The organism is Phycicoccus avicenniae, from assembly GCF_018139485.1.
Taxonomy (GTDB): domain Bacteria; phylum Actinomycetota; class Actinomycetes; order Actinomycetales; family Dermatophilaceae; genus Phycicoccus; species Phycicoccus avicenniae.
The window spans coordinates 200,655-219,975 of record NZ_JAGSNF010000003.1; the positions used below are offsets into that span (position 1 = coordinate 200,655).

Consider the following 19,321-nt stretch of genomic DNA (forward strand, 5'->3'; position numbering starts at 1 on the left):
GTGCCCACCCGCGTCGTCGAGGTCGCGCCCGCCCGGTACCCCCGCTGGCGGGCGCGCTTCGACGAGAACAACCCCGACGGGCCGCAGCGCGTCGCCGGGGTCGAGGAGTTCGACCACGACCCGCTGGCCCTCGTCCTCGTCCGCCGGGGCGGCTACGCCGTGGGCGTGGGGTCCTCCGGCGCGCTGAGCGCGCACAAGACGGGGACCCGGTACGTCCAGTCCCGCACGGCGGCCGGTGGCTGGAGCCAGCAGCGGTTCGCCCGGCGCCGCGGCAACCAGGCCGACGAGCTCGTCGGTGCCGTGACCGAGCACGCCGTCCGGCTGCTGCGGGGGAGCGGGGCGCGCGGCGTCGTCCTCGGCGGCGACCGGTCGCTCGCCGAGGCGGTGCTCGACGACGACCGCCTCGCGGGGCTGCGGGACCTGCCGCGGCGCGAGCTGTTCGACCTGCCCGACCCGCGGCTCGCCGTCCTCGAGACGGCCTACGAGCGCGCCCGCGCCGTCCGCGTCACGATCGAGGAGTAGCCCGGGCCGCGTCCGTCGCTCAGCGGCCGTTGGAGTTGCCACCGGTGTGCCGGAGGTGGACGTAGGTCTCGCGGTCCTCGTCGGCCGCCGAGCGTGTCGCGTGCGGCCCGTCACCGCGCCGCAGCCAGCGCAGGCCCGGCACGGAGAGCACCACCATGACGACGACGAACCCGACGCCGATCAGCGTGGTCCCCAGGTCGCCGGTCACGATGCCGGCCGTGCCGAAGAGCACGGCGACGAGGGCCGTGCAGACGATCGCGACCCGCCGCGCGACGGGTCCCCCTCCGTGGTGCTTCATCCCAGATCACCTCACGACTACCGTAGGTCGCGACGGCGCCGATGTCACCCGTGGTGCTGCGCCACGTTGACGACCGTGCCGTCGGGGGTGCGGAGGAAGAACCGTCGCACGCCCCACCCCTCCGTGCCGAGCGGGTGGACGATCTCCGCCCCGGCCGCGACGGCCTCGGCATGGGCGGCGTCGACGTCGTCGACCTTCACCGTGAGGGCGGAGTCCTCCGGTGCCGTCGCGTCCCGGGTCACGAGCTGGACGTGCGCACCCGACGTCGGGCAGGTGAGGCGGGTGACCCAGCCGAGGTCGAACTCCACGACGGAGAAGCCGAGCACCTCGGTCCAGAAGGTCCGGGCCCGCTCGACGTCGTCGACCGAGATGTTCGGCGTGACGCCCATGACCCGCACGGCGTCCTCCTCTCGTCGGGCCTTCGATCCTGTGCCCGGGGCGTCCGGAAGTCCAGCGGGAGGCGGTCAGCCGGAGACCGAGTCGACGGCGAAGGTGTCGCAGCGCCCGAGGTCCCCGGTCTCGTAGCCGTCGAGGAACCAGCGCTGCCGGGACGCGGCCGACCCGTGCGTCCACGACTCCGGGTCGACGCGGCCGGTCGCGGCCTCCTGGATCCGGTCGTCACCGACGGCGGCGGCCGCGGACAGGGCCGAGTCGACGTCCTCGCGGGTCAGCGGCTCGAGGAAGGCGACCCCGGTGTCCTCGTCGGTCACCTCGCTCGCGTGGTGCGCCCACACCCCGGCGAGGCAGTCGGCCATGAGCTCGACACGCACGGCACCGGAGTCCGCGCCCTGCCGGTCCTCCTGGGCGCGGCCGAGCAGCCCCAGCTGGTCCTGGAGTGCGTGGCCGTACTCGTGGGCGACGACGTACTCCTGGGCGAGGGCGCCGTCGTCGGCCCCGAAGCGGTCGGTGAGGACGGCGAAGAAGTCGGCGTCGACGTACACGAGCCGGTCCGACGGGCAGTAGAAGGGGCCGACGCTGTTGCTCGCCGTCCCGCAGGCCGACGGTGTCGACCCGGCGTAGAGCACCGTCTGCGTCGGCTGCCACTCCCGGTCGAGGGCCCGGGGCAGCTCGTCCTCCCAGAACGCCTGGACCGAGTTCACCGTCCCGATGACCCGGCACTCGACGTCGGCGTCGGCATCCGCGCCGGTCCGGCACCGCTCGAAGGCGTCCTCGTCGGTCCCACCCGCGGCCTCCACCTGGCCCGGGTCGTACGCGCCGCCGGTCCCGAGGATCGACGGGTCGACCCCGAGGACGACGAGCAGCACGGCGACGAGCAGGGCCCCCGACGCCCCCGCCGACGACGAGACCCCCGCGTCCGCCGCCCCGCCCACCGGAGCGCACCTGCGAGGTGTCGAGCGTGACGTCGTCGTTGAAGCTCACGGGCCACCTCCGGGTCGGGACGGGCCCACGCCCGCCGGCCCTTAGACTAGGACCAGCGGAGCGGCTCGTGCCCACCCCGACCTCCGCATCCGACCCCGACCGGAAGGCCCCCCGTGATCACCGCTGCGTCCGTCGAGCTGCGTGCGGGCTCCCGCCTGCTCCTCGACGGGGCCTCCTTCCGCGTGGCGCCCGGCGACCGGATCGGTCTCGTCGGCCGCAACGGGGCCGGCAAGACGACGCTGACGAAGACGCTCGCCGGGGTCACCCAGCCCGCCGCCGGCACGATCACCCGGTCCGGCGAGGTGGGCTACCTCCCGCAGGACCCGCGCACGGGCGACCTCCACGTCTCCGCCCGGGACCGGGTCCTGTCCGCGCGGGGGCTCGACGCCATCGTGCGGGACCTCCGTGCGGCCGAGCATGCGATGGGGGCCGAGACGGGGGAGCGCCAGGAGAAGGCGATGCGCCAGTACGCCCGGCTCGACGGTGAGTTCACCGCGGCCGGCGGGTACGCGGCGGAGTCCGAGGCGGCCCGGATCGCCGCGGCGCTCGGCCTCGAGGAGCGGCTGCTCGACCAGGAGATCGGGACCCTGTCCGGTGGCCAGCGCCGCCGTGTCGAGCTGACCCGGATCCTCTTCTCGGGCGCCGAGACCCTGCTCCTCGACGAGCCGACGAACCACCTCGACGCCGACTCGGTCCTCTGGCTGCGTGACCACCTCAAGGGCTACGGCGGCGGCCTCGTCGTCATCAGCCACGACGTCGACCTCCTCGGTGTCGTCGTCAACAAGGTCTTCCACCTCGACGCGAACCGCGCGGAGCTCGACCAGTACAACCTCGGCTGGTCCGCGTACCTCCAGCAGCGCGAGACCGACGAGCGGCGCCGCAAGCGCGAGCGCGCCAACGCCGAGAAGAAGGCGTCCGCGCTCATGGCCCAGGCCGACAAGATGCGGGCCAAGGCGACGAAGACGGTCGCGGCGCAGAACATGCAGCGCCGGGCCGAGCGGCTGCTCGGCGGGCTCGAGGCGGAGCGCGCGCAGGACAAGGTCGCGAACCTGCGCTTCCCGAAGCCGTCGCCGTGCGGCAAGACCCCGTTGCGTGCCTCCGGGCTGTCCCGCTCGTACGGCTCGGCGGAGGTGTTCACCGACGTCGACCTCGCGATCGACCGCGGCTCGCGGGTCGTCGTCCTCGGCCTCAACGGCGCCGGGAAGACGACGCTGCTCCGGCTGCTCGCGGGCGTCGACGACCCGGACACCGGCCAGGTCGAGCCGGGCCACGGGCTCAAGCTCGGCTACTACGCGCAGGAGCACGAGAACCTCGATGTCGGGCGGACCGTGCTCGAGAACATGAAGTCCGCCGCCCCGGACCTCGGCGAGACCGACGTCCGAAAGGTGCTCGGGTCCTTCCTCTTCTCCGGCGACGACGTCCACAAGCCGGCGGCCGTGCTCTCCGGCGGCGAGAAGACCCGCCTGTCGCTCGCCCTGCTCGTCGTGTCGTCGGCGAACGTCCTGCTCCTCGACGAGCCGACGAACAACCTCGACCCCGCCTCGCGCGAGGAGATCCTCGGGGCCCTGCGGACGTACGAGGGCGCCGTCGTCCTCGTGACGCACGACGAGGGCGCCGTCGACGCGCTGGAGCCGGAGCGGATCCTCCTGCTGCCCGACGGCGTCGAGGACCTCTACGGAGCCGACTACCGCGAGCTCGTCACCCTGGCCTGACCCTGGACGCAATAGGTAACCATGTGGTTACCTATCTGCGTGGACGTCTTCTCGGCCGTCGCCGACCCGGTCCGCCGCGACCTGCTGCGCACCCTCGCCCGGGGCAGCGCCCGGGTCGTGGACCTCGCGGCGCAGCACCCGGTGAGCCGCCCCGCGGTGAGCAAGCACCTGCGGGTCCTCACGGAGGCCGGTCTCGTCGAGGCCGATGTCCGGGGCAGGGAGCACCACTACCGGATGCGGCCCGAGCCGCTCGCCGAGGTCCGCGCCCTGCTCGACGACCTCGTCCCCGTGGCCGCGTGTCCCCCGTCCCGGAGGCCGCCGCGAGCAGCGCGACGGCGCCGACCTGCTCGTCCTCACCCGGACCTTCCACGCGCCGGCGGAGGACGTCTGGGCCGCGGTGACCGAGCCCGAGCGGCTGCAGCGGTGGGTCGGCACGTGGGACGGCGACCCGACGACCGGCACGGTCGGCTTCCGGATGACCGCGGAGGGGGAGGACGTGGCGGCGGTGCCGACGACGATCCACGTCTGCGAGCCGCCGCGCCGGCTCGTCGTCAGCTGGCCGGACGACACGGCGGGGCGCCCCGAGTGGCACCTCGAGATCGACCTCGTCGAGGTCGGTGGGGTCACGACCATGACCTTCGCACAACGCGTCGCCGACGCCGCGACCGGTCGCGACGTCGGACCCGGCTGGGAGTACTACCTCGACCGGCTCGCGGTCGCCCAGGACGGCGGCGCGGCGGACACGGTCGCCTGGGCGGACTACGAGGGCATGAGCGGCTACTACGCGGACCTCGTCGCCGACCTGCCCTGAGCACCGGACCCCGGCAGGACCTGACCGACCGGGGGGTGACACCGGGCCGGGACGCGGGGAGCCTGGGGGTCGGCGCCGCGTGCGACGAGGCGGGCGGCACGACCCGGAGGTGACGCCATGGGCAGGACGATGGACGGGCAGGGGATCGACGCGGTCCTCGCGGCGGCGGTGGAGCGGGGTGCCGTCCCGCACGTGGCGGCCATCGTCGCGGACGCGGACGGGGTCCTGTACGAGGGCGGGGCGGGGGTGCGCGTCGCGGGCGAGTCCGAGGACCCGGTGACGACGTCGACCCAGTTCCGCATCATGTCGATGACGAAGATGGTCGCGACGACGGCCGCGCTGCAGCAGACCGAGCGCGGGGACCTCGACCTCGACGCCCCGGTCGAGGAGTACGTCCCCGAGTTCGCCGAGGTGCAGGTCCTCGACGGGTGGGACGGGGACACCCCACGGCTGCGGGCCCCGGCGACGAAGGCGACGGTCCGCCACCTCGTCACCCACACGACGGGGCTGGGCTACTGGTTCTGGAACGAGGACCTCGTGCGGTTCGAGGCCGCGACCGGCACCCCCAACGTCGTCCCCGGGTCCATGGACGCCTTCAAGGCCCCGATGACGACCGACCCGGGCACCCGGTTCGTCTACGGCATCAACACCGACTGGCTCGGCCGGGTCGTCGAGGCCGTGGCCGGCAGCACCCTCGACGTCGTCGTCAAGGAGCACGTCACGGGCCCGCTCGGGATGGACGACACGATGTTCCGGCTCGACGAGGGCCGGCTGGCGAACACCGTGACGGTCCACGTCCCGGGCGAGGACGGGTGGGCGTCGGCGGGCGAGATCCTCAACCAGGACCCCGACTGGTGGGCGGGCGGGCACGGCCTGTACTCCACGCCCCGGGACTACGTCCGGTTCGAGCGGGCGCTCCTGCGCGGCGGCGAGCTCGACGGGGTCCGCATCCTCGAGGAGGCGACGGTCGACGCGGCCTTCCGGGACCAGCTCCGCGGAACCCCGTTCCCGGAGGAGATCCCGACGGCCGACCCGGCGATCACCGACACCCTGCACCTCGGCCCGGGGTGGACCTGGGGCTACGGGCTGCTCGTCAACACCGTCGACGTGCCGGGCCGCCGCCGGGCGGGGTCCGGCGCCTGGGCCGGGCTGTTCAACACCCACTTCTGGGTGGACCGGACGACGGGCATCTGCGCGTCGATCTACACCAACTCGCTCCCGTTCATCGTCGAGGACGACGCGTGGCGCACCTACGGGGAGTTCGAGGAGGCCGTCTACGCGGCGCTGTGAGCCCGGTGCGGGCTCAGCCCGGGATGGCCGGTAGCCTCTCCAGGGCCGCGGCCACCGACTGCTGGAGCTCGGTGTCGTCCCACGTGTGGTCGACGAGGTCGCCGCGCAGGTACGCCTCGTAGGCCGGCAGGTCGAGGTGGCCGTGCCCGCAGAGGGCCGTGAGGATGACCTTCTCCTCGCCGGACTCCTTGCACGCGAGCGCCTCGTCCACGGCCGCCGCGAGGGCGTGCGTCGGCTCCGGAGCGGGGACGATGCCCTCGGTCCGGGCGAAGAGGACGCCCGCGGCGAAGCAGTCCTGCTGGGTCTTCGCGACGGCCTCGAGGTGCCCCTGGTCGTAGAGGTGGCTGATGAGCGGGCTCATCCCGTGGTAGCGCAGCCCACCTGCGTGGATGGGGTCCGGGACGAAGTCGTGGCCGAGGGTGTGCATCTTGAGCAGCGGCGTCATGCCGGCGACGTCGCCGAAGTCGTAGGCATACGTGCCCTGGGTGAGCGAGGGGCAGGACGCCGGCTCGACGGCGCGGATGACCGGCCCGCTCCCGCGCGCGAGCTTCTCGCGGAGGAAGGGGAAGGTGAGCCCGCCGAAGTTCGACCCGCCCCCGGTGCAGCCGACGATGAGGTCGACCGTCTCGTCGACCTTCGCGAGCTGGAGCAGCGCCTCCTCGCCGATGACCGTCTGGTGGAGCAGGACGTGGTTGAGCACGGAGCCGAGCGCGTAGTTCACGGTGGGGTCCTGCGCCGCGACCTCGACGGCCTCGCTGATGGCGAGCCCCAGCGACCCGGGGGAGTCCGGGCGGGTGGCGAGGACGTCGCGGCCGGCCTGCGTGAGGTCCGACGGGCTCGGGTGCACGGTGCCCCCGAAGGTCTCCATCATGACCTTGCGGTACGGCTTGGAGTCGTAGGAGGCGCGGACCTGCCAGATCTCGCACTCGAGGCCGAACTGGGCGCACGCGAAGGCGAGCGAGGTGCCCCACTGGCCGGCGCCGGTCTCGGTCGTCAGCTTCCGCACGCCCGCCTTCGCGTTGTAGTACGCCTGCGGGACGGCGGTGTTCGGCTTGTGCGACCCGGCGGGGGAGACGCCCTCGTACTTGTAGTAGATCCGCGCCGGGGTGCCGAGCGCCTTCTCGAGGCGGTGGGCGCGGAACAGCGGCGAGGGGCGCCACAGTCGGTAGACGTCGCGCACCTCCTCGGGGATCGCGACGTACCGCTCGGTGCTCAGCTCCTGGGCAATGAGGTCCATCGGGAAGAGCGGGGTGAGGTCGTCCGGCCCGACGGGCTCCCCGGTGCCCGGGTGCAGCGGCGGTGGGGGAGGGACCGGCAGGTCGGCGAGGAGGTTGTACCAGTGCGTCGGCATCTCGTCCTCGTCGAGCAGGACCTTGTGGCGCAGCGGGTCGGGCACGGGAACCTCCGGCGTCGTCGGGGAGCGGCGTGGCGTCATCGTGGGGTGGCGACATCGTGGGCCGGTGCGGGCGGCCGGCACAAGGGAGTGTCCACCGCACGGCCGCGGGCGCGGGAACACCTGTCGGTCCGCGGTGGTTGACTGGCGAGGTCGACGGAAAGGGGATACACGGGTGAGCGCGAACGGGTGGCAGGTCATGCACTCGCTGACGAAGGACTCCAGCGTCAAGGGGCAGCAGCTCGCGCCGGGGACCCGGCGGCGGGTCCTCGAGTACGCCCGCCCGTACGCGCGCCAGATCGTCGTCTTCCTCGCCCTCGTCGTCGTCAGCTCCGCGCTCGTCGTCGCCGTCCCACTGCTGCTCAAGGCGATCGTCGACGACGGGATCAGCCAGGACGACAGGGGCCTGGTCGTCCGCCTGTCCCTCCTCGTCGCCGGGCTCGCGCTCGTCACCGCGGCCCTCACCCTCGTCCAGCGCTGGTACTCCTCCCGGATCGGCGAGGGTCTCATCTACGACCTGCGGCGCCAGGTGTTCGGTCACGTCCTGCGCCAGCCGGTCGCCTTCTTCACCCGGGCCCAGACCGGAGCCCTGGTCACCCGGCTCAACAGCGACGTCATCGGCGCCCAGCAGGCCTTCACCTCCGTCCTGCAGAACGTCGTCAGTAACGCCATCTCGCTCGTCGTCATCATCGGGACGATGTTCGCGCTGTCCTGGCCGCTCACGCTCGGGGCGCTGACCCTCGTCCCGCTGTTCGTCCTCCCGGCGCGTCTCATGGGTCGCCGGTTGGCGGCGATGACGCACGAGCAGATGTCGCTCAACGCCGACCTCGGCACCCGCATGAACGAGCGGTTCAACGTCGCCGGGGCCCTGCTCGTCAAGCTCTTCGGGCGGCCGCAGACGGAGGACGCCGAGTACGACGAGCGCGCCGGTCAGGTCCGGGACATCGGGGTGCGCATCGCGTTCAACCGGTCGGTCTTCTTCGTCGGGCTCACGGGCATCGCCTCGCTCGCGACGGCGATGGTGTACGGCTTCGGTGGCGTGATGACCGTCGACGGCACCCTGACGGTCGGCACCCTCCTCGCGCTCGTCGCGCTGCTGGGAGCCCTCTACGGCCCGCTCACGGCGATCTCCAACGTCCGGGTCGACGTCATGACGGCACTGGTGTCCTTCGAGCGGGTCTTCGAGGTGCTCGACCTGCCGCCGCTCGTCGCCGAGCGGGACGACGCGCGGGACATCCCCGCCGGACCGGTGCGGGTCGAGGTCGACGACGTCACCTTCGGGTACCCGTCGGCCGACGACGTCTCCCTCGCCTCGCTCGAGTCGCTCGCCAGCGGCGACCGGGGCGCCGGCGAGACGGTGCTGCGCGAGGTCTCCTTCACGGTCGAGCCGGGCTCCCTCGTCGCGCTCGTCGGCCCGAGCGGGGCCGGCAAGTCGACGATCACCTCGCTCGTGGCCCGGCTCTACGACCCGACCGGGGGCACCGTGCGGGTCAACGGGGTCGACCTGCGCGAGGCGACCTTCGCCTCGCTCCAGGACACGGTGGGTCTCGTCACCCAGGAGGCGCACCTCTTCCACGACACAATCCGCGCCAACCTCGCCTACGCGGCTCCCGACGCCACCGAGCAGCAGATGCTCGACGCCCTGCGCGCCGCCCAGGTGCTGCGGCTCGTCGAGTCGCTGCCGTCGGGGCTCGACACCGTCGTCGGCGACCGGGGACACCGCCTGTCCGGGGGCGAGAAGCAGCGCCTCGCCATCGCGCGTCTGCTCCTCAAGGGCCCCGGGATGATCGTCCTCGACGAGGCGACGGCCCACCTCGACAGCGAGTCCGAGCAGGCCCTGCAGCGGGCCCTCGACGAGGCCCTGCGCGACCGCTCGGCCCTCGTCATCGCGCACCGCCTGTCCACGGTGCGGCACGCCGACGAGATCCTCGTCGTCGACGACGGCCGGATCGTCGAGCGGGGCACGCACACCGCGCTGGTCCAGCGCGGCGGGCTCTACGCCGACCTCTACCGCACCCAGTTCGCCGAGCAGGCCGCCGACCTGTCCGCGTGAGCCCCGTCGGTCCTCACCACGACCGACGCGTCGACCGGGTCAGGCGGGTGCGACGTGCTCGAACGCCCCGCCGCGGAAAGCGTCGACGAAGAGCCGGTGGTCCTCGCGCACCTGGCGCGAGTAGGTGTGCGCGAACTCGGTGAGGGCGGCCACGAGGGCGTCCACGTCGTCCCCCACGCTGCGCCCCACGGCCTCCTCGACCGAGAGGGTGACGAGGTCCTGGTCGGAGTCCTCGTCCGCGACGCAGTGGATCTTCGCCGTCGCCCGGCCCAGCTGGGGCACGACGACCTCGAGGTCCTCCGGCTCGGACAGCTCGTCCCAGGACAGGTCCGACTCGTACGGCGAGACCTCGCTGACGACGAACCCCGTCGGCCCGTCGCCGAGGTCGAGGGAGGTCCAGCCGAGGAAGCCGTCCGCGTGGGCCTGGAGGGCCCGCTGGGACACGGCGGTCCGGTGCCCGTGGTGCTCGAACCAGTCCCGGGCCCGTGCGTCGTCGACGACCCGGCTCGGCGCCGCGACGTTGCCCTGCTTCACCGACAGGACGACGTCGTTGTCGAGGGCCTGGGTGAACCCCTCGATGAGCACGCTGTACGTCGGCAGACCGGCGCTGCCGATCCCCACCCCGGACCGCCCGACGACGTCGAGCACGTCGAATGTCACCCGCTCGTGACGGCGGGAGCCCGGGAGGGAGGAGCGGTACCGGTCGAAGGCGTCGCAGACGGCGGCACGCTCGTCGTCCCCGAGCCGGCGGACCACGGAGGTGTCGGCGAACCGACGACGGTGGTCCTCGACGACGGTCTGGCTCTCGAGCATCTCGAACCGGGTCGACAGCTTGGCCTCGTGGAGGGCGTGCAGGACGGCGCCCTCCGCGTTCTCGAGGGTGATCGCCCACTCGGTGTCGTCGGCGGCCTCGCGGTAGTGGCCGACCTGGTCGACGTAGGCCCGCACGTACCGGGCGACGAGGTCGTCGATCGTCCCGTCCGGCAGGGCCTTCTGCCAGCACAGCAGGGCCAGGCTCGCGACGAACCGCATCGGGTCCCACGTCCAGTGCCCGAGGTAGGCCTCGTCGAAGTCGTTGACGTCGAAGACCAGACGGCCGTCGGCGTCGAGGTAGGTCCCGAAGTTCTCGGCGTGCAGGTCGCCCTGGATCCACACCCGGGAGGAGTCCTCGTCGACCCAGCGGGCGTCGACGTCGGCGTACCGGCCGCCCGGCCCGAGGTCGGCGTAGAAGAGGCACGCGGAGCCCCGGTAGAACGCGAACGGGTCGCGAGCCATCTTCCGGAACTTCGTCCGGAACGCGCGCGGGTCGCCGAGCATGAGCGGCTCGAAGGCCTCGCGCAGGGTGCTGACGACGGTGTCGGTGCGGTCCTCGCCGGTGAAGGGAGCCATCGCCGAACCATGGCACACCGCGCCGGGACGGGACGGGACGGGACCTACTCGTCCTCCTCGTCCCAGATCCGGACCTTCTTGGCCTTGGGCGGGTAGCGGTCCGGGTTGGCCAGTCGCTCCTCGCGGCGTACCCCGAGCACGACGAGGAGGAAGCCCAGCCCCATGAACATCCACCACTGGTAGGCGTAGGCGAGGTTGACCCCGAGGCTGCGGTCGGGCGGCTCGAGGGGTTCCGGGCGCGGGGGCGCCGAGCCGTCCGGGAGCGCCTCCTCCTCCATCCGGACGACGCCGGGGCGCAGCGTCGTGTCGAGGGCCGTCGCGGCGTCCGCGACCGAGACGCTGCGGATCTGCTCGGCACCGGGGGCGACGTCCCCCCGGGAGGACTCCGACGGGCGCACCCAGCCGAGGACCGTCACGGTGCCGGTCGGCAGGGGGTCGACCTGCGGCAGGACGCTCGCCCCCGAGTCCGACGGCGCGACCCAGCCGCGGTTCACCAGGACCGGGGTGCCCCCGTCGTCGGGGGCGAGCACGGCCAGCTCCTCGAAGCCGACGACGCTGTTGTTCGGGCGCCCCCGGACCAGGAGCGGGCCGCCGACGTACTCGCCGGTGACCTCGACCCGGGTCCACTCCTGCGACGGGGGGACCGGCTCGCTCGTGAGGACGGTGTCGAGGGCGACGGGGTCGGCGGCGTAGTGGTCGTCGAGCAGGGTGTTCCGCTCGACCTTGGCCTCGTACCGGTGGTACTGCCAGAACCCGAGGTGGTAGGACGCGACCGCGAAGAGCACCGCGAGGACGAGCGCCCCCAGCCACCGGGGAGTGATGAGCCGTCGCAGCACGTCCGTCACGCTACTCGTCGTAGGCTGGGACCCTATGACCGACCTCCCAGAGCCACGACTCCTCGACCGCTTCGGCCGCGTCGGGCGGGACCTGCGCGTCTCGGTCACCGACCGCTGCAACCTGCGGTGCACCTACTGCATGCCCGCCGAGGGCCTCGACTGGATGGCGAAACCGGAGATGCTCGACGACGACGAGCTCGTCCGGCTCGTGCGCGTCATGGTCGGGCTCGGCGTGACGAACGTGCGGCTCACCGGCGGCGAGCCGATCCTGCGCCGCTCGCTCGTCGACGTCGTCGGACGCATCGCCGCCCTCGAGCCGCGCCCGCGCATCGCGATGACGACGAACGGCATCGGCCTGGACCGGCTCGCGGCGCCGCTCGCCGAGGCCGGGCTCGACCGGGTGAACATCAGCCTCGACACCGTCGACCCTGAGGCGTTCAAGGACCTCACCCGCCGGGACCGGTTCCGCGACGTCGAGGCCGGGCTCAAGGCCGCGGCCGACGCCGGCCTCACCCCCGTCAAGGTCAACGCCGTCGCCATGCGCGGGGTCAACGACACCTCGGTCGCGGACCTCCTCGCCTGGTGCCTCGACCGCGGCTACGCCCTGCGGTTCATCGAGCAGATGCCGCTCGACGCCCAGCACGCGTGGGACCGCTCGCAGATGGTGTCCCAGCAGGAGATCCTCGAGCGGCTCGGCGAGCGGTTCACGCTGACCCCCGTCACCGATCGCGGCAGCGCCCCCGCCGAGCTCTTTTTCGTCGACGGCGGACCGGAGACGGTCGGCGTCATCGCCAGCGTCTCGGCCCCGTTCTGCGCCGCGTGCGACCGGGTCCGCCTCACCGCCGACGGCCAGCTGCGCAACTGCCTCTTCAGCCGCAGCGAGATCGACCTGCGCGGCCCGCTCCGGGACGGCGCGACCGACGCCGAGCTCGAGGACCTCGTCGTCGGGGAGATGTGGGCCAAGAAGGCCGGCCACGGCATCGACCGCCCCGACTTCACCCAGCCGGACCGGCCGATGTCGGCCATCGGCGGCTGAGCGGACCGACCTACCGCCCGTCGCTGCGCGGGTCGTCCTCGTCGTCCTGCGGTGTGACGACCGTGGGGACGTGGACGTAGGAGCGGTCGGTGATGCGCGGGGTCTCGTCCCGGGTGGGGGTAACGGGGCGGTACCGGCCCCCCACCCGCGGTCGGACGGCGTTGGCGGCGACGACCGCGAAGAACGGCAGGAAGACCGCCCCGGCGGCGAAGACCCAGCGCAGCCAGCCGTCGAAGACGATCGCGAGGACGAAGCAGACGGTGCGCAGCGACATCGTGAAGAGGTACTTCCTGATGCGGTCGGCACGGTCGGCCTCGGGCGACTCCGCGACGCTCGTCACCGACTGGGTGTCGCCAACGTGGGTGCGATGTGCCATTCAGCCACTGTACGTCCGGACCCCCACGCGAGGCCCGTGACCTGCGGCGACCTTCGACAGTCCCGGCGAGCCCCCGGCGCGGTCGCCGGGGTTCCGGCTACCGGCCGGTAGTCCACTAGGTTCGGGTGCCATGAGCGAGCCCCGCACCGTCCTGGTCACCGGCGGCAACCGAGGCATCGGCCTCGCGATCGCCCGGTCCTTCGCCGAGGCCGGCGACAGGGTCGTCGTCACCCACCGCAGCGGGGAGCCGCCCGAGGGCCTGGAAGGGGTGCGCTGCGACGTCACCGACGCCGCGTCGGTCGACGCCGCGTTCACCGAGGCCGAGGAGAAGCTCGGCGGCCCCGTCGAGGTGCTCGTCGCGAACGCCGGCATCACGAAGGACGGCCTGCTCATGCGGATGAGCGACGAGGACTGGGACGCGGTCCTCGAGACGAACCTCACCGGCGCCTTCCGCTGCGTCCGCCGTGCCAGCAAGGGCATGATCCGCCTGCGCCGAGGCCGCATCGTCCTCGTCTCCAGCGTCGTCGGGCTCTACGGCGGGCCCGGCCAGGCCAACTACGCCGCGAGCAAGGCCGGCCTCGTCGGCCTCGCGCGCTCGGTGACCCGCGAGCTCGGCGGCCGGGGGATCACCGCCAACGTCGTCGCGCCTGGGTTCATCGAGACCGACATGACGGCGGCCCTGCCCGAGGACACCCAGAAGACCTACAAGGCGGCGATCCCGGCGGGCCGGTTCGCCACCCCGGAGGAGGTCGCGGGCGTCGTCCGCTTCCTCGCCGGACCCGATGCGGCCTACGTCTCCGGTGCCGTGCTGCCCGTCGACGGCGGCCTCGGCATGGGCCACTGACGCCCGACCCCACCGCACCGACCCCCAGCGAAAGGCCAGCACCGATGTTGCTCGAGGGCAAGAAGCTGCTCGTCACCGGCGTCCTCATGGACTCCTCCATCGCCTTCCACGTCGCCCGGCTCGCGCAGGAGCAGGGCGCCGAGGTCGTCCTCACCTCCTTCGGACGGACGACGAGGATCACGACGGCCATCGCCCGGCGGCTGCCGGAGCCGGCGCCGGTCGTCGAGCTCGACGTCTCCTCCGAGGAGGACCTCGCCGCGCTGGAGGGCCGGGTCCGCGAGCACGTCGACGGTCTCGACGGGGTCGTGCACTCCATCGGCTTCGCCCCGCAGGGCGCGTTCGACTTCATGAGGGCCTCGTGGGAGGACGTCTCGACCGCCGTCCAGATCTCGGCGTTCAGCCTCCAGGCGCTCACGAAGGCCGCCCTGCCGCTCATGGACGAGGGGGGCTCGGTCGTCGGGCTCACCTTCGACGCGAGGTACGCCTGGCCGGTCTACGACTGGATGGGCGTCGCCAAGGCGGCCTTCGAGTCGACGAACCGCTACCTCGCCCGGGACATGGGCCCACGGGGCGTGCGGTGCAACCTCGTCTCCGCCGGCCCGATCCGCACGACGGCGGCGAAGTCGATCCCGGGCTTCGAGCAGTTCGAGGAGGCGTGGGGCAGCAGGGCCCCGCTCGGCTGGGACGTGAGGGACGCCGAGCCGGCGGCCCGCGCCGTCGTCGCGCTGCTCTCGGACTGGTTCCCGGCGACGACGGGCGAGATCGTCCACGTCGACGGCGGGTACCACGCCATCGGCGCCTGACCCGCGCTGCGCCTCAGGCGCTCGTGCCGGCGTCCTCGACCTCCTCGCGGCTGATGCCGAGGAGGAACAGGACGGTGTCGAGGTAGGGCACGTTGACGGAGGTGTCGGCCTGCTCGCGCACGACGGGCTTGGCGTTGAACGCCACCCCGAGCCCGGCCGCCTGGAGCATGTCGAGGTCGTTGGCCCCGTCCCCGATGGCCACGGTGCGGGCGAGCGGCAGCCCCTCGAGGTCGGCGAACTCGCGCAGCGCGGCGGCCTTGCCGGGCCGGTCGACGACCTCACCGAGCACGCGCCCGGTGAGGCGACCGTCCGCCACCTCGAGCCGGTTCGCCCGGACGTGGTCGACGCCGAGGTCGGCCCCGATCGGCTCGACGATCTCGCAGAAGCCGCCGGACACCAGGGCCACGGTGAAGCCGAGGTCCTTGAGAGTGCGCACGAGGGTCCGTGCGCCGGGCGTGAGCCGCACGGCCTCGCGCACCTCCTCGAGCACCGACACCGGCAGCCCCTCGAGGGTCGCGACCCGGGCGGCGAGGCTCTCGGCGAAGTCGAGCTCACCGTTCATCGCGCGATCGGTGACGGCGGCGACCTCCTCGAGGGTGCCGGCGTGCTCGGCGATGAGCTCGATGACCTCGTCCTGGATGAGGGTGGAGTCGACGTCCATGACGACGAGCCGGCCCCCGCGGCGGGCGAGACCCGCCGGGGACACGGCGATGTCACAGCCGGCGTCGGCGGAGACGAGGGCGAGGTCGCGGCGCAGCCGGGGGACGTCGGCGCCGGACACGTCGAGCTCGACCGTCGTCACGGGCCACCGGGAGAGCCGGCGGATGCGGTCGATGTTCGCGCCGTGGCGGGCGACGGCCGCCGACACCGCGGCGACGTGCCGGGTCTCGAGGGGGGAACCCATGACGACGACGGCGGCCCGGCCGGTGCGGCGCGAGGCGTTGTCGCCGCGACCCGCGACGAGGATGACCTCCATCCCCAGCGACTCGCCGGCCCTCGTCAGGCGGTCGGTGAGGACGTTCTCGTCGGGTCCGGGGGAGAGCAGGACCGAGAGCGCGAGGTGGCCCCGCACGACGACCTGCTCGACGTCGAGGACCTCCGCGCCGACCGTGCTCGCGGCGTCGAAGACGACGCTCGTGACCCCCGGCCGGTCGCGACCGGACAACGACAGCAGGAGGGTCCGGGCGTCGGGGTCGGGCAGGGGTGGCGGCGCGGCGGAGGTGCTCACGCCAGGCAGGCTAGCCGCGCAGCGCGTCCCGCCAGGCGAGCAGGTCACGCACCGGACCGGCGTCGTGGTCCGGCCCGTTCAGCCCGACCGTGAACAGCCGGGTGCCGACGTCGTACAGCTCCTGGGCGCCCGCCGCGTAGTCCTCGACGTCCTCGGGGAGCCGCCCGGGCTTGGGCGAGACCCCGGCCGAGCGCTCGATGGCGGAGGGGTCGCGGCCGACCGTCCCGCACCACTCGTCGAGGACGGCGTGCTTGTGGGCGACCGTCGCCGCGTCGCCGAAGCCGTGCCAGATGTCGGCGTGCTCGGCGACGATCCGCAGCGTCTTCTTCTCGCCGCCGCCGCCGACGAGCACGGGGATCTTGCGCGTCGGTGCCGGGTTGAGGCTCTCCCAGCGCCGCTCGATGATCGGCAGGTCCCGCGCCAGCGCGTCGAGCCGGCCCCCCGCCGTGCCGAACTCGTAGCCGTACTCGTCGTAGTCCCGCTCGAACCACCCCGACCCGATCCCGAGGACCAGACGGCCCGGACCGTCCTCGCGCGCGCTGACGTGGTCGACGGTGCGGGCCATGTCGGCGAGCAGCTGCGGGTTGCGGTAGCTGTTGCACGTGACGAGCGCCCCGATCTCGACGCGCTCGGTCGCCTCGGCCCACGCGCCGAGCATCGTCCAGCACTCGAAGTGCGCGCCGTCGGGGTCCCCGTAGAGGGGGAAGAAGTGGTCCCAGTTGAAGAGGACGTCGACGCCCATCTCCTCGAGGCGCGCGCACGTCCGACGGATCTGCGCGTAGGTCGCGTGCTGGGGCTGGATCTGGACGCCGATCCGGGCCGAGCCCGTAGCGCTCACGGACCCACCTCCTGGCCCTTGCCGACGATCGTGATGCCCGACTCGGTGACCGAGAAGCCGCGGGCCAGGTCGTGCTCGCGGTCGACGCCGATCGAGGCGCCCTCGGGGACGACGACGTTCTTGTCGATGATCGCCTTCTCGATCCGGCAGTTCCGCCCGATCTGCACCCCGTCGAGGATGACGCTGTCCTCGATCTCGGTGTAGCTGTGGACGTGGACGTCGGGGGAGACGACCGACCCGTTGACCCGGGCCCCGGAGATGACGACACCGGGGGAGACGGCGGAGTTCAGCGCCTCCCCGAACCGGCCGTGCGCGCCGTGGACGAACTTCGCCGGCGGGTAGTAGCCGTACGTCGTGTAGAGCGGCCAGTCGTAGTTGTAGAGGTTGAAGACCGGATGGATCGACACGAGGTCCATGTGGGCGTCGTAGTAGCTGTCGATCGTCCCGACGTCGCGCCAGTAGCCCATGTCGCGCTCGGTCCCGCCGGGCACGACGTTGTTCTTGAAGTCGTACGCGTAGGCGGCGTCCTGCTCGACGAGGGCGGGGACGATGTCGCCGCCCATGTCGTGCTTGCTGCCCTCGCGGGTGGAGTCGGCGGTCACCGCGTCGACGAGCGCGTCGGCGCTGAAGACGTAGTTGCCCATGCTCGCGAGGATCTCGTCGGGGGAGTCCGGCAGGCCGTCGGGGTCGGTCGGCTTCTCGAGGAAGGCACGGATCTTGCGGGGGTCGTCCGGCTGGACGTCGATGACGCCGAACTGGTCGGAGGTGTCCTTGGGCTGGCGGATCGCGGCGACCGTCACACCGGCGCCGGTCTCGATGTGCTGGTCGACCATCTGGGAGAAGTCCATCCGGTACACGTGGTCGGCCCCGACGACGACGATGATGTCCGGCCGCTCGTCGACGATCGTGTTCATGCTCTGGAAGATCGCGTCGGCGCTGCCGAGGTACCAGCTCTTGCCCATGCGCTGCTGCGCCGGGATGGGGGCGACGTAGTTGCCGAGCATGTTGCTCATCCGCCACGTCGTCGTCACGTGCCGGTCGAGGCTGTGCGACTTGTACTGGGTGAGCACGACGACCTTGAGGTAGCCGGAGTTCACGACGTTGGAGAGGGCGAAGTCGACGAGCCGGTAGATGCCGCCGAACGGGACGGCGGGCTTGGCCCGGTCGCGGGTGAGCGGCATGAGCCGCTTCCCCTCCCCACCTGCGAGGACGATGGCCAGGACCTTGGGACCTCCGCTGCGGTACGCCATGGCACCAACCTATGGGGTTCCGGCGCTCGCCGGGAGGCCCGGACACCACTACGGTGAAATCCGTGCGTATCGACATCCTCACCAAGGAGTACCCGCCCGCCATCTACGGAGGGGCCGGGGTGCACGTCGCCGAGCTCGTCCGGGCGCTGCGCGGCCGGTCCGACACCGACGTGCGGGTGCACGCGTTCGGTGACCCACGGGACGAGGAGGGCACGACGAGCCATCCCGACCTCCCGGCGCTCGAGGGCACGAACGCCGCGCTCGGGACGCTCGGGGTCGACCTCACGATGGCGGCGGAGTGCGCCGGCGCCGACCTCGTCCACTCGCACACCTGGTACGCCAACTTCGCCGGCCACGTCGCGGGCATCCTCGAGGGCGTGCCGCACGTGCTGTCCGCGCACAGCCTCGAGCCGATGCGGCCGTGGAAGGCCGAGCAGCTCGGCGGCGGCTACCGGCTCTCGTCGTGGGTGGAGCGCACCGCCTACGAGGGCGCGGCCGCGATCGTCGCCGTGAGCGCCGGCATGCGCGAGGACATCCTGCGTTCCTACCCGCAGGTCGACCCGGCCAAGGTCCAGGTCGTCCACAACGGCATCGACTCCGAGCTCTGGCGGCGCCACGACGACCCCGACACCGTCCGGTCGCTCGGCATCGACCCCGACCGCCCGGCCGTCGTCTTCGTCGGCCGGATCACCCGGCAGAAGGGCCTGCCGTACCTCCTGCGCGCCGCGGCCGAGCTGCCGCCGGAGGTCCAGCTCGTCCTCCTCGCCGGCGCCCCGGACACCCCCGAGATCAAGGCCGAGGTCGAGGGCCTCGTCGACGGGCTGCGCTCGGAGCGCGACGGCGTGGTGTGGATCTCCGACATGCTGCCGCGGGAGAAGGTGACCGCGGTGCTCAGCGCCTCGACGGTGTTCGTCTGCCCGTCGGTGTACGAGCCGCTCGGCATCGTCAACCTCGAGGCGATGGCCTGCGAGCTGCCCGTCGTCGCGACCGCCACCGGGGGCATCCCCGAGGTCGTCGTCGACGGGGGGACCGGCTGGCTCGTGCCCATCGAGCGGGTGACCGACGGCACGGGCATCCCGGTCGACGAGGACCGCTTCGTCGCCGACCTCGCCGCCGCCCTCACCGACGCGGTGTCCAACCTGGACCGGGCGGCCCGCTTCGGCCGCGCGGGACGCGAGCGGGCCGTCGAGCAGTTCTCGTGGGGAACGATCGCCGACCGCACGATGGAGGTCTACCGCGGGGTGCTGGGCGGGTGAGCCCCC

The 19,321-nt window shown here is 72.8% G+C and carries 18 protein-coding genes and 2 pseudogenes; 10 read left to right on the forward strand and 10 right to left on the reverse strand.

What is annotated here, in order from left to right; genetic code table 11:
• Positions 1 to 522, forward strand: coding sequence for an acVLRF1 family peptidyl-tRNA hydrolase (locus tag KC207_RS02880; RefSeq protein WP_211601395.1), 522 nt, complete (start codon positions 1 to 3; stop codon positions 520 to 522).
• Positions 523 to 541: 19 nt separating this feature from the next.
• Here KC207_RS02880 and KC207_RS02885 read toward each other — a convergent pair whose 3' ends face one another.
• The 3 genes and pseudogenes from KC207_RS02885 to ypfJ all read right to left on the reverse strand — a co-directional run bounded on the left by KC207_RS02885 (position 542) and on the right by ypfJ (position 2,200).
• Positions 542 to 820 carry a hypothetical protein gene (locus KC207_RS02885; protein WP_211601396.1) on the reverse strand — a complete coding sequence of 93 codons (279 nt, stop codon included), beginning with the start codon at positions 818 to 820 and terminating at the stop codon, positions 542 to 544.
• A gap of 44 nt (positions 821 to 864) precedes the next feature.
• Positions 865 to 1,209 carry a VOC family protein gene (locus KC207_RS02890; protein WP_211601602.1) on the reverse strand — a complete coding sequence of 115 codons (345 nt, stop codon included), beginning with the start codon at positions 1,207 to 1,209 and terminating at the stop codon, positions 865 to 867.
• A 75-nt stretch (positions 1,210 to 1,284) separates the two neighbouring features.
• Positions 1,285 to 2,200 (reverse strand): annotated as a pseudogene (gene ypfJ / locus KC207_RS02895) (KPN_02809 family neutral zinc metallopeptidase).
• A gap of 113 nt (positions 2,201 to 2,313) precedes the next feature.
• Here ypfJ and KC207_RS02900 point away from each other — a divergent pair.
• The 4 genes and pseudogenes from KC207_RS02900 to KC207_RS02915 all read left to right on the forward strand — a co-directional run bounded on the left by KC207_RS02900 (position 2,314) and on the right by KC207_RS02915 (position 6,013).
• Positions 2,314 to 3,912, forward strand: a complete 1,599-nt coding sequence (locus KC207_RS02900; RefSeq protein ID WP_211601397.1) for an ABC-F family ATP-binding cassette domain-containing protein — start codon at positions 2,314 to 2,316, stop codon at positions 3,910 to 3,912.
• Between the two features lie 21 nt (positions 3,913 to 3,933).
• A pseudogene (locus KC207_RS02905) lies at positions 3,934 to 4,113 on the forward strand (ArsR/SmtB family transcription factor); the annotation flags it as partial.
• Positions 4,114 to 4,117: 4 nt separating this feature from the next.
• Positions 4,118 to 4,723, forward strand: a complete 606-nt coding sequence (locus KC207_RS02910; protein ID WP_211601398.1) for an SRPBCC family protein — start codon at positions 4,118 to 4,120, stop codon at positions 4,721 to 4,723.
• 117 nt (positions 4,724 to 4,840) lie between these two features.
• Entirely contained in the window at positions 4,841 to 6,013 is a 1,173-nt protein-coding gene (locus KC207_RS02915) for a serine hydrolase domain-containing protein (protein ID WP_211601399.1), read from the forward strand.
• Between the two features lie 13 nt (positions 6,014 to 6,026).
• Here the strand turns inward: KC207_RS02915 and KC207_RS02920 are convergent, their stop codons facing one another.
• Positions 6,027 to 7,448, reverse strand: coding sequence for a TrpB-like pyridoxal phosphate-dependent enzyme (locus KC207_RS02920; RefSeq protein ID WP_211601400.1), 1,422 nt, complete (start codon positions 7,446 to 7,448; stop codon positions 6,027 to 6,029).
• A gap of 157 nt (positions 7,449 to 7,605) precedes the next feature.
• Between KC207_RS02920 and KC207_RS02925 the strand changes: the two genes are divergently transcribed.
• Positions 7,606 to 9,459: an ABC transporter ATP-binding protein gene (locus KC207_RS02925; RefSeq protein WP_211601603.1), complete on the forward strand. Its 1,854-nt coding sequence runs from the start codon at positions 7,606 to 7,608 to the stop codon at positions 9,457 to 9,459.
• Positions 9,460 to 9,498: 39 nt separating this feature from the next.
• Here KC207_RS02925 and KC207_RS02930 read toward each other — a convergent pair whose 3' ends face one another.
• Positions 9,499 to 10,848, reverse strand: a complete 1,350-nt coding sequence (locus KC207_RS02930) for a DUF2252 domain-containing protein (protein ID WP_211601401.1) — start codon at positions 10,846 to 10,848, stop codon at positions 9,499 to 9,501.
• Between the two features lie 44 nt (positions 10,849 to 10,892).
• Positions 10,893 to 11,693: an SURF1 family cytochrome oxidase biogenesis protein gene (locus tag KC207_RS02935; RefSeq protein ID WP_249138514.1), complete on the reverse strand. Its 801-nt coding sequence runs from the start codon at positions 11,691 to 11,693 to the stop codon at positions 10,893 to 10,895.
• A 25-nt stretch (positions 11,694 to 11,718) separates the two neighbouring features.
• Here KC207_RS02935 and moaA point away from each other — a divergent pair, with 25 nt between their 5' ends.
• On the forward strand, positions 11,719 to 12,720 hold the full coding sequence (moaA, locus tag KC207_RS02940) for a GTP 3',8-cyclase MoaA (RefSeq protein ID WP_211601402.1): 1,002 nt from the start codon (positions 11,719 to 11,721) through the stop codon (positions 12,718 to 12,720).
• 10 nt (positions 12,721 to 12,730) lie between these two features.
• On the opposite strand, the gene KC207_RS02945 is transcribed toward moaA, so the two are convergent.
• On the reverse strand, positions 12,731 to 13,096 hold the full coding sequence (locus KC207_RS02945) for a DUF3099 domain-containing protein (RefSeq protein ID WP_211601403.1): 366 nt from the start codon (positions 13,094 to 13,096) through the stop codon (positions 12,731 to 12,733).
• A 130-nt stretch (positions 13,097 to 13,226) separates the two neighbouring features.
• On the opposite strand from KC207_RS02945, the gene fabG reads away from it, so the two are divergent.
• Together fabG and fabI are read left to right on the forward strand one after the other, a co-directional pair.
• Positions 13,227 to 13,940 carry a beta-ketoacyl-ACP reductase gene (gene fabG, locus KC207_RS02950; RefSeq protein ID WP_211601404.1) on the forward strand — a complete coding sequence of 238 codons (714 nt, stop codon included), beginning with the start codon at positions 13,227 to 13,229 and terminating at the stop codon, positions 13,938 to 13,940.
• 44 nt (positions 13,941 to 13,984) lie between these two features.
• Entirely contained in the window at positions 13,985 to 14,743 is a 759-nt protein-coding gene (fabI, locus tag KC207_RS02955) for an enoyl-ACP reductase FabI (RefSeq protein ID WP_211601405.1), read from the forward strand.
• 13 nt (positions 14,744 to 14,756) lie between these two features.
• Here the strand turns inward: fabI and serB are convergent, their stop codons facing one another.
• From serB to glgC, 3 genes are read right to left on the reverse strand one after another with little or no spacing between them, the layout of a single operon-like run.
• Positions 14,757 to 15,971: a phosphoserine phosphatase SerB gene (serB, locus tag KC207_RS02960; protein WP_249138515.1), complete on the reverse strand. Its 1,215-nt coding sequence runs from the start codon at positions 15,969 to 15,971 to the stop codon at positions 14,757 to 14,759.
• 10 nt (positions 15,972 to 15,981) lie between these two features.
• Complete coding sequence (locus KC207_RS02965) at positions 15,982 to 16,809, reverse strand: LLM class F420-dependent oxidoreductase (RefSeq protein ID WP_211601406.1); 828 nt, start codon at positions 16,807 to 16,809, stop codon at positions 15,982 to 15,984.
• The gene (gene glgC / locus KC207_RS02970; protein ID WP_211601407.1) at positions 16,806 to 18,059 is read right to left on the reverse strand and encodes a glucose-1-phosphate adenylyltransferase; all 1,254 of its coding nucleotides are present in this window, start codon (positions 18,057 to 18,059) and stop codon (positions 16,806 to 16,808) included. The genes KC207_RS02965 and glgC overlap by 4 nt, the downstream gene beginning before the upstream one ends.
• A gap of 62 nt (positions 18,060 to 18,121) precedes the next feature.
• On the opposite strand from glgC, the gene glgA reads away from it, so the two are divergent.
• A complete protein-coding gene (glgA, locus tag KC207_RS02975; RefSeq protein ID WP_211601408.1) occupies positions 18,122 to 19,315 on the forward strand; it encodes a glycogen synthase in 1,194 nt (397 codons plus the stop codon).
• The last annotated feature ends 6 nt before the right edge of the window (positions 19,316 to 19,321 follow it).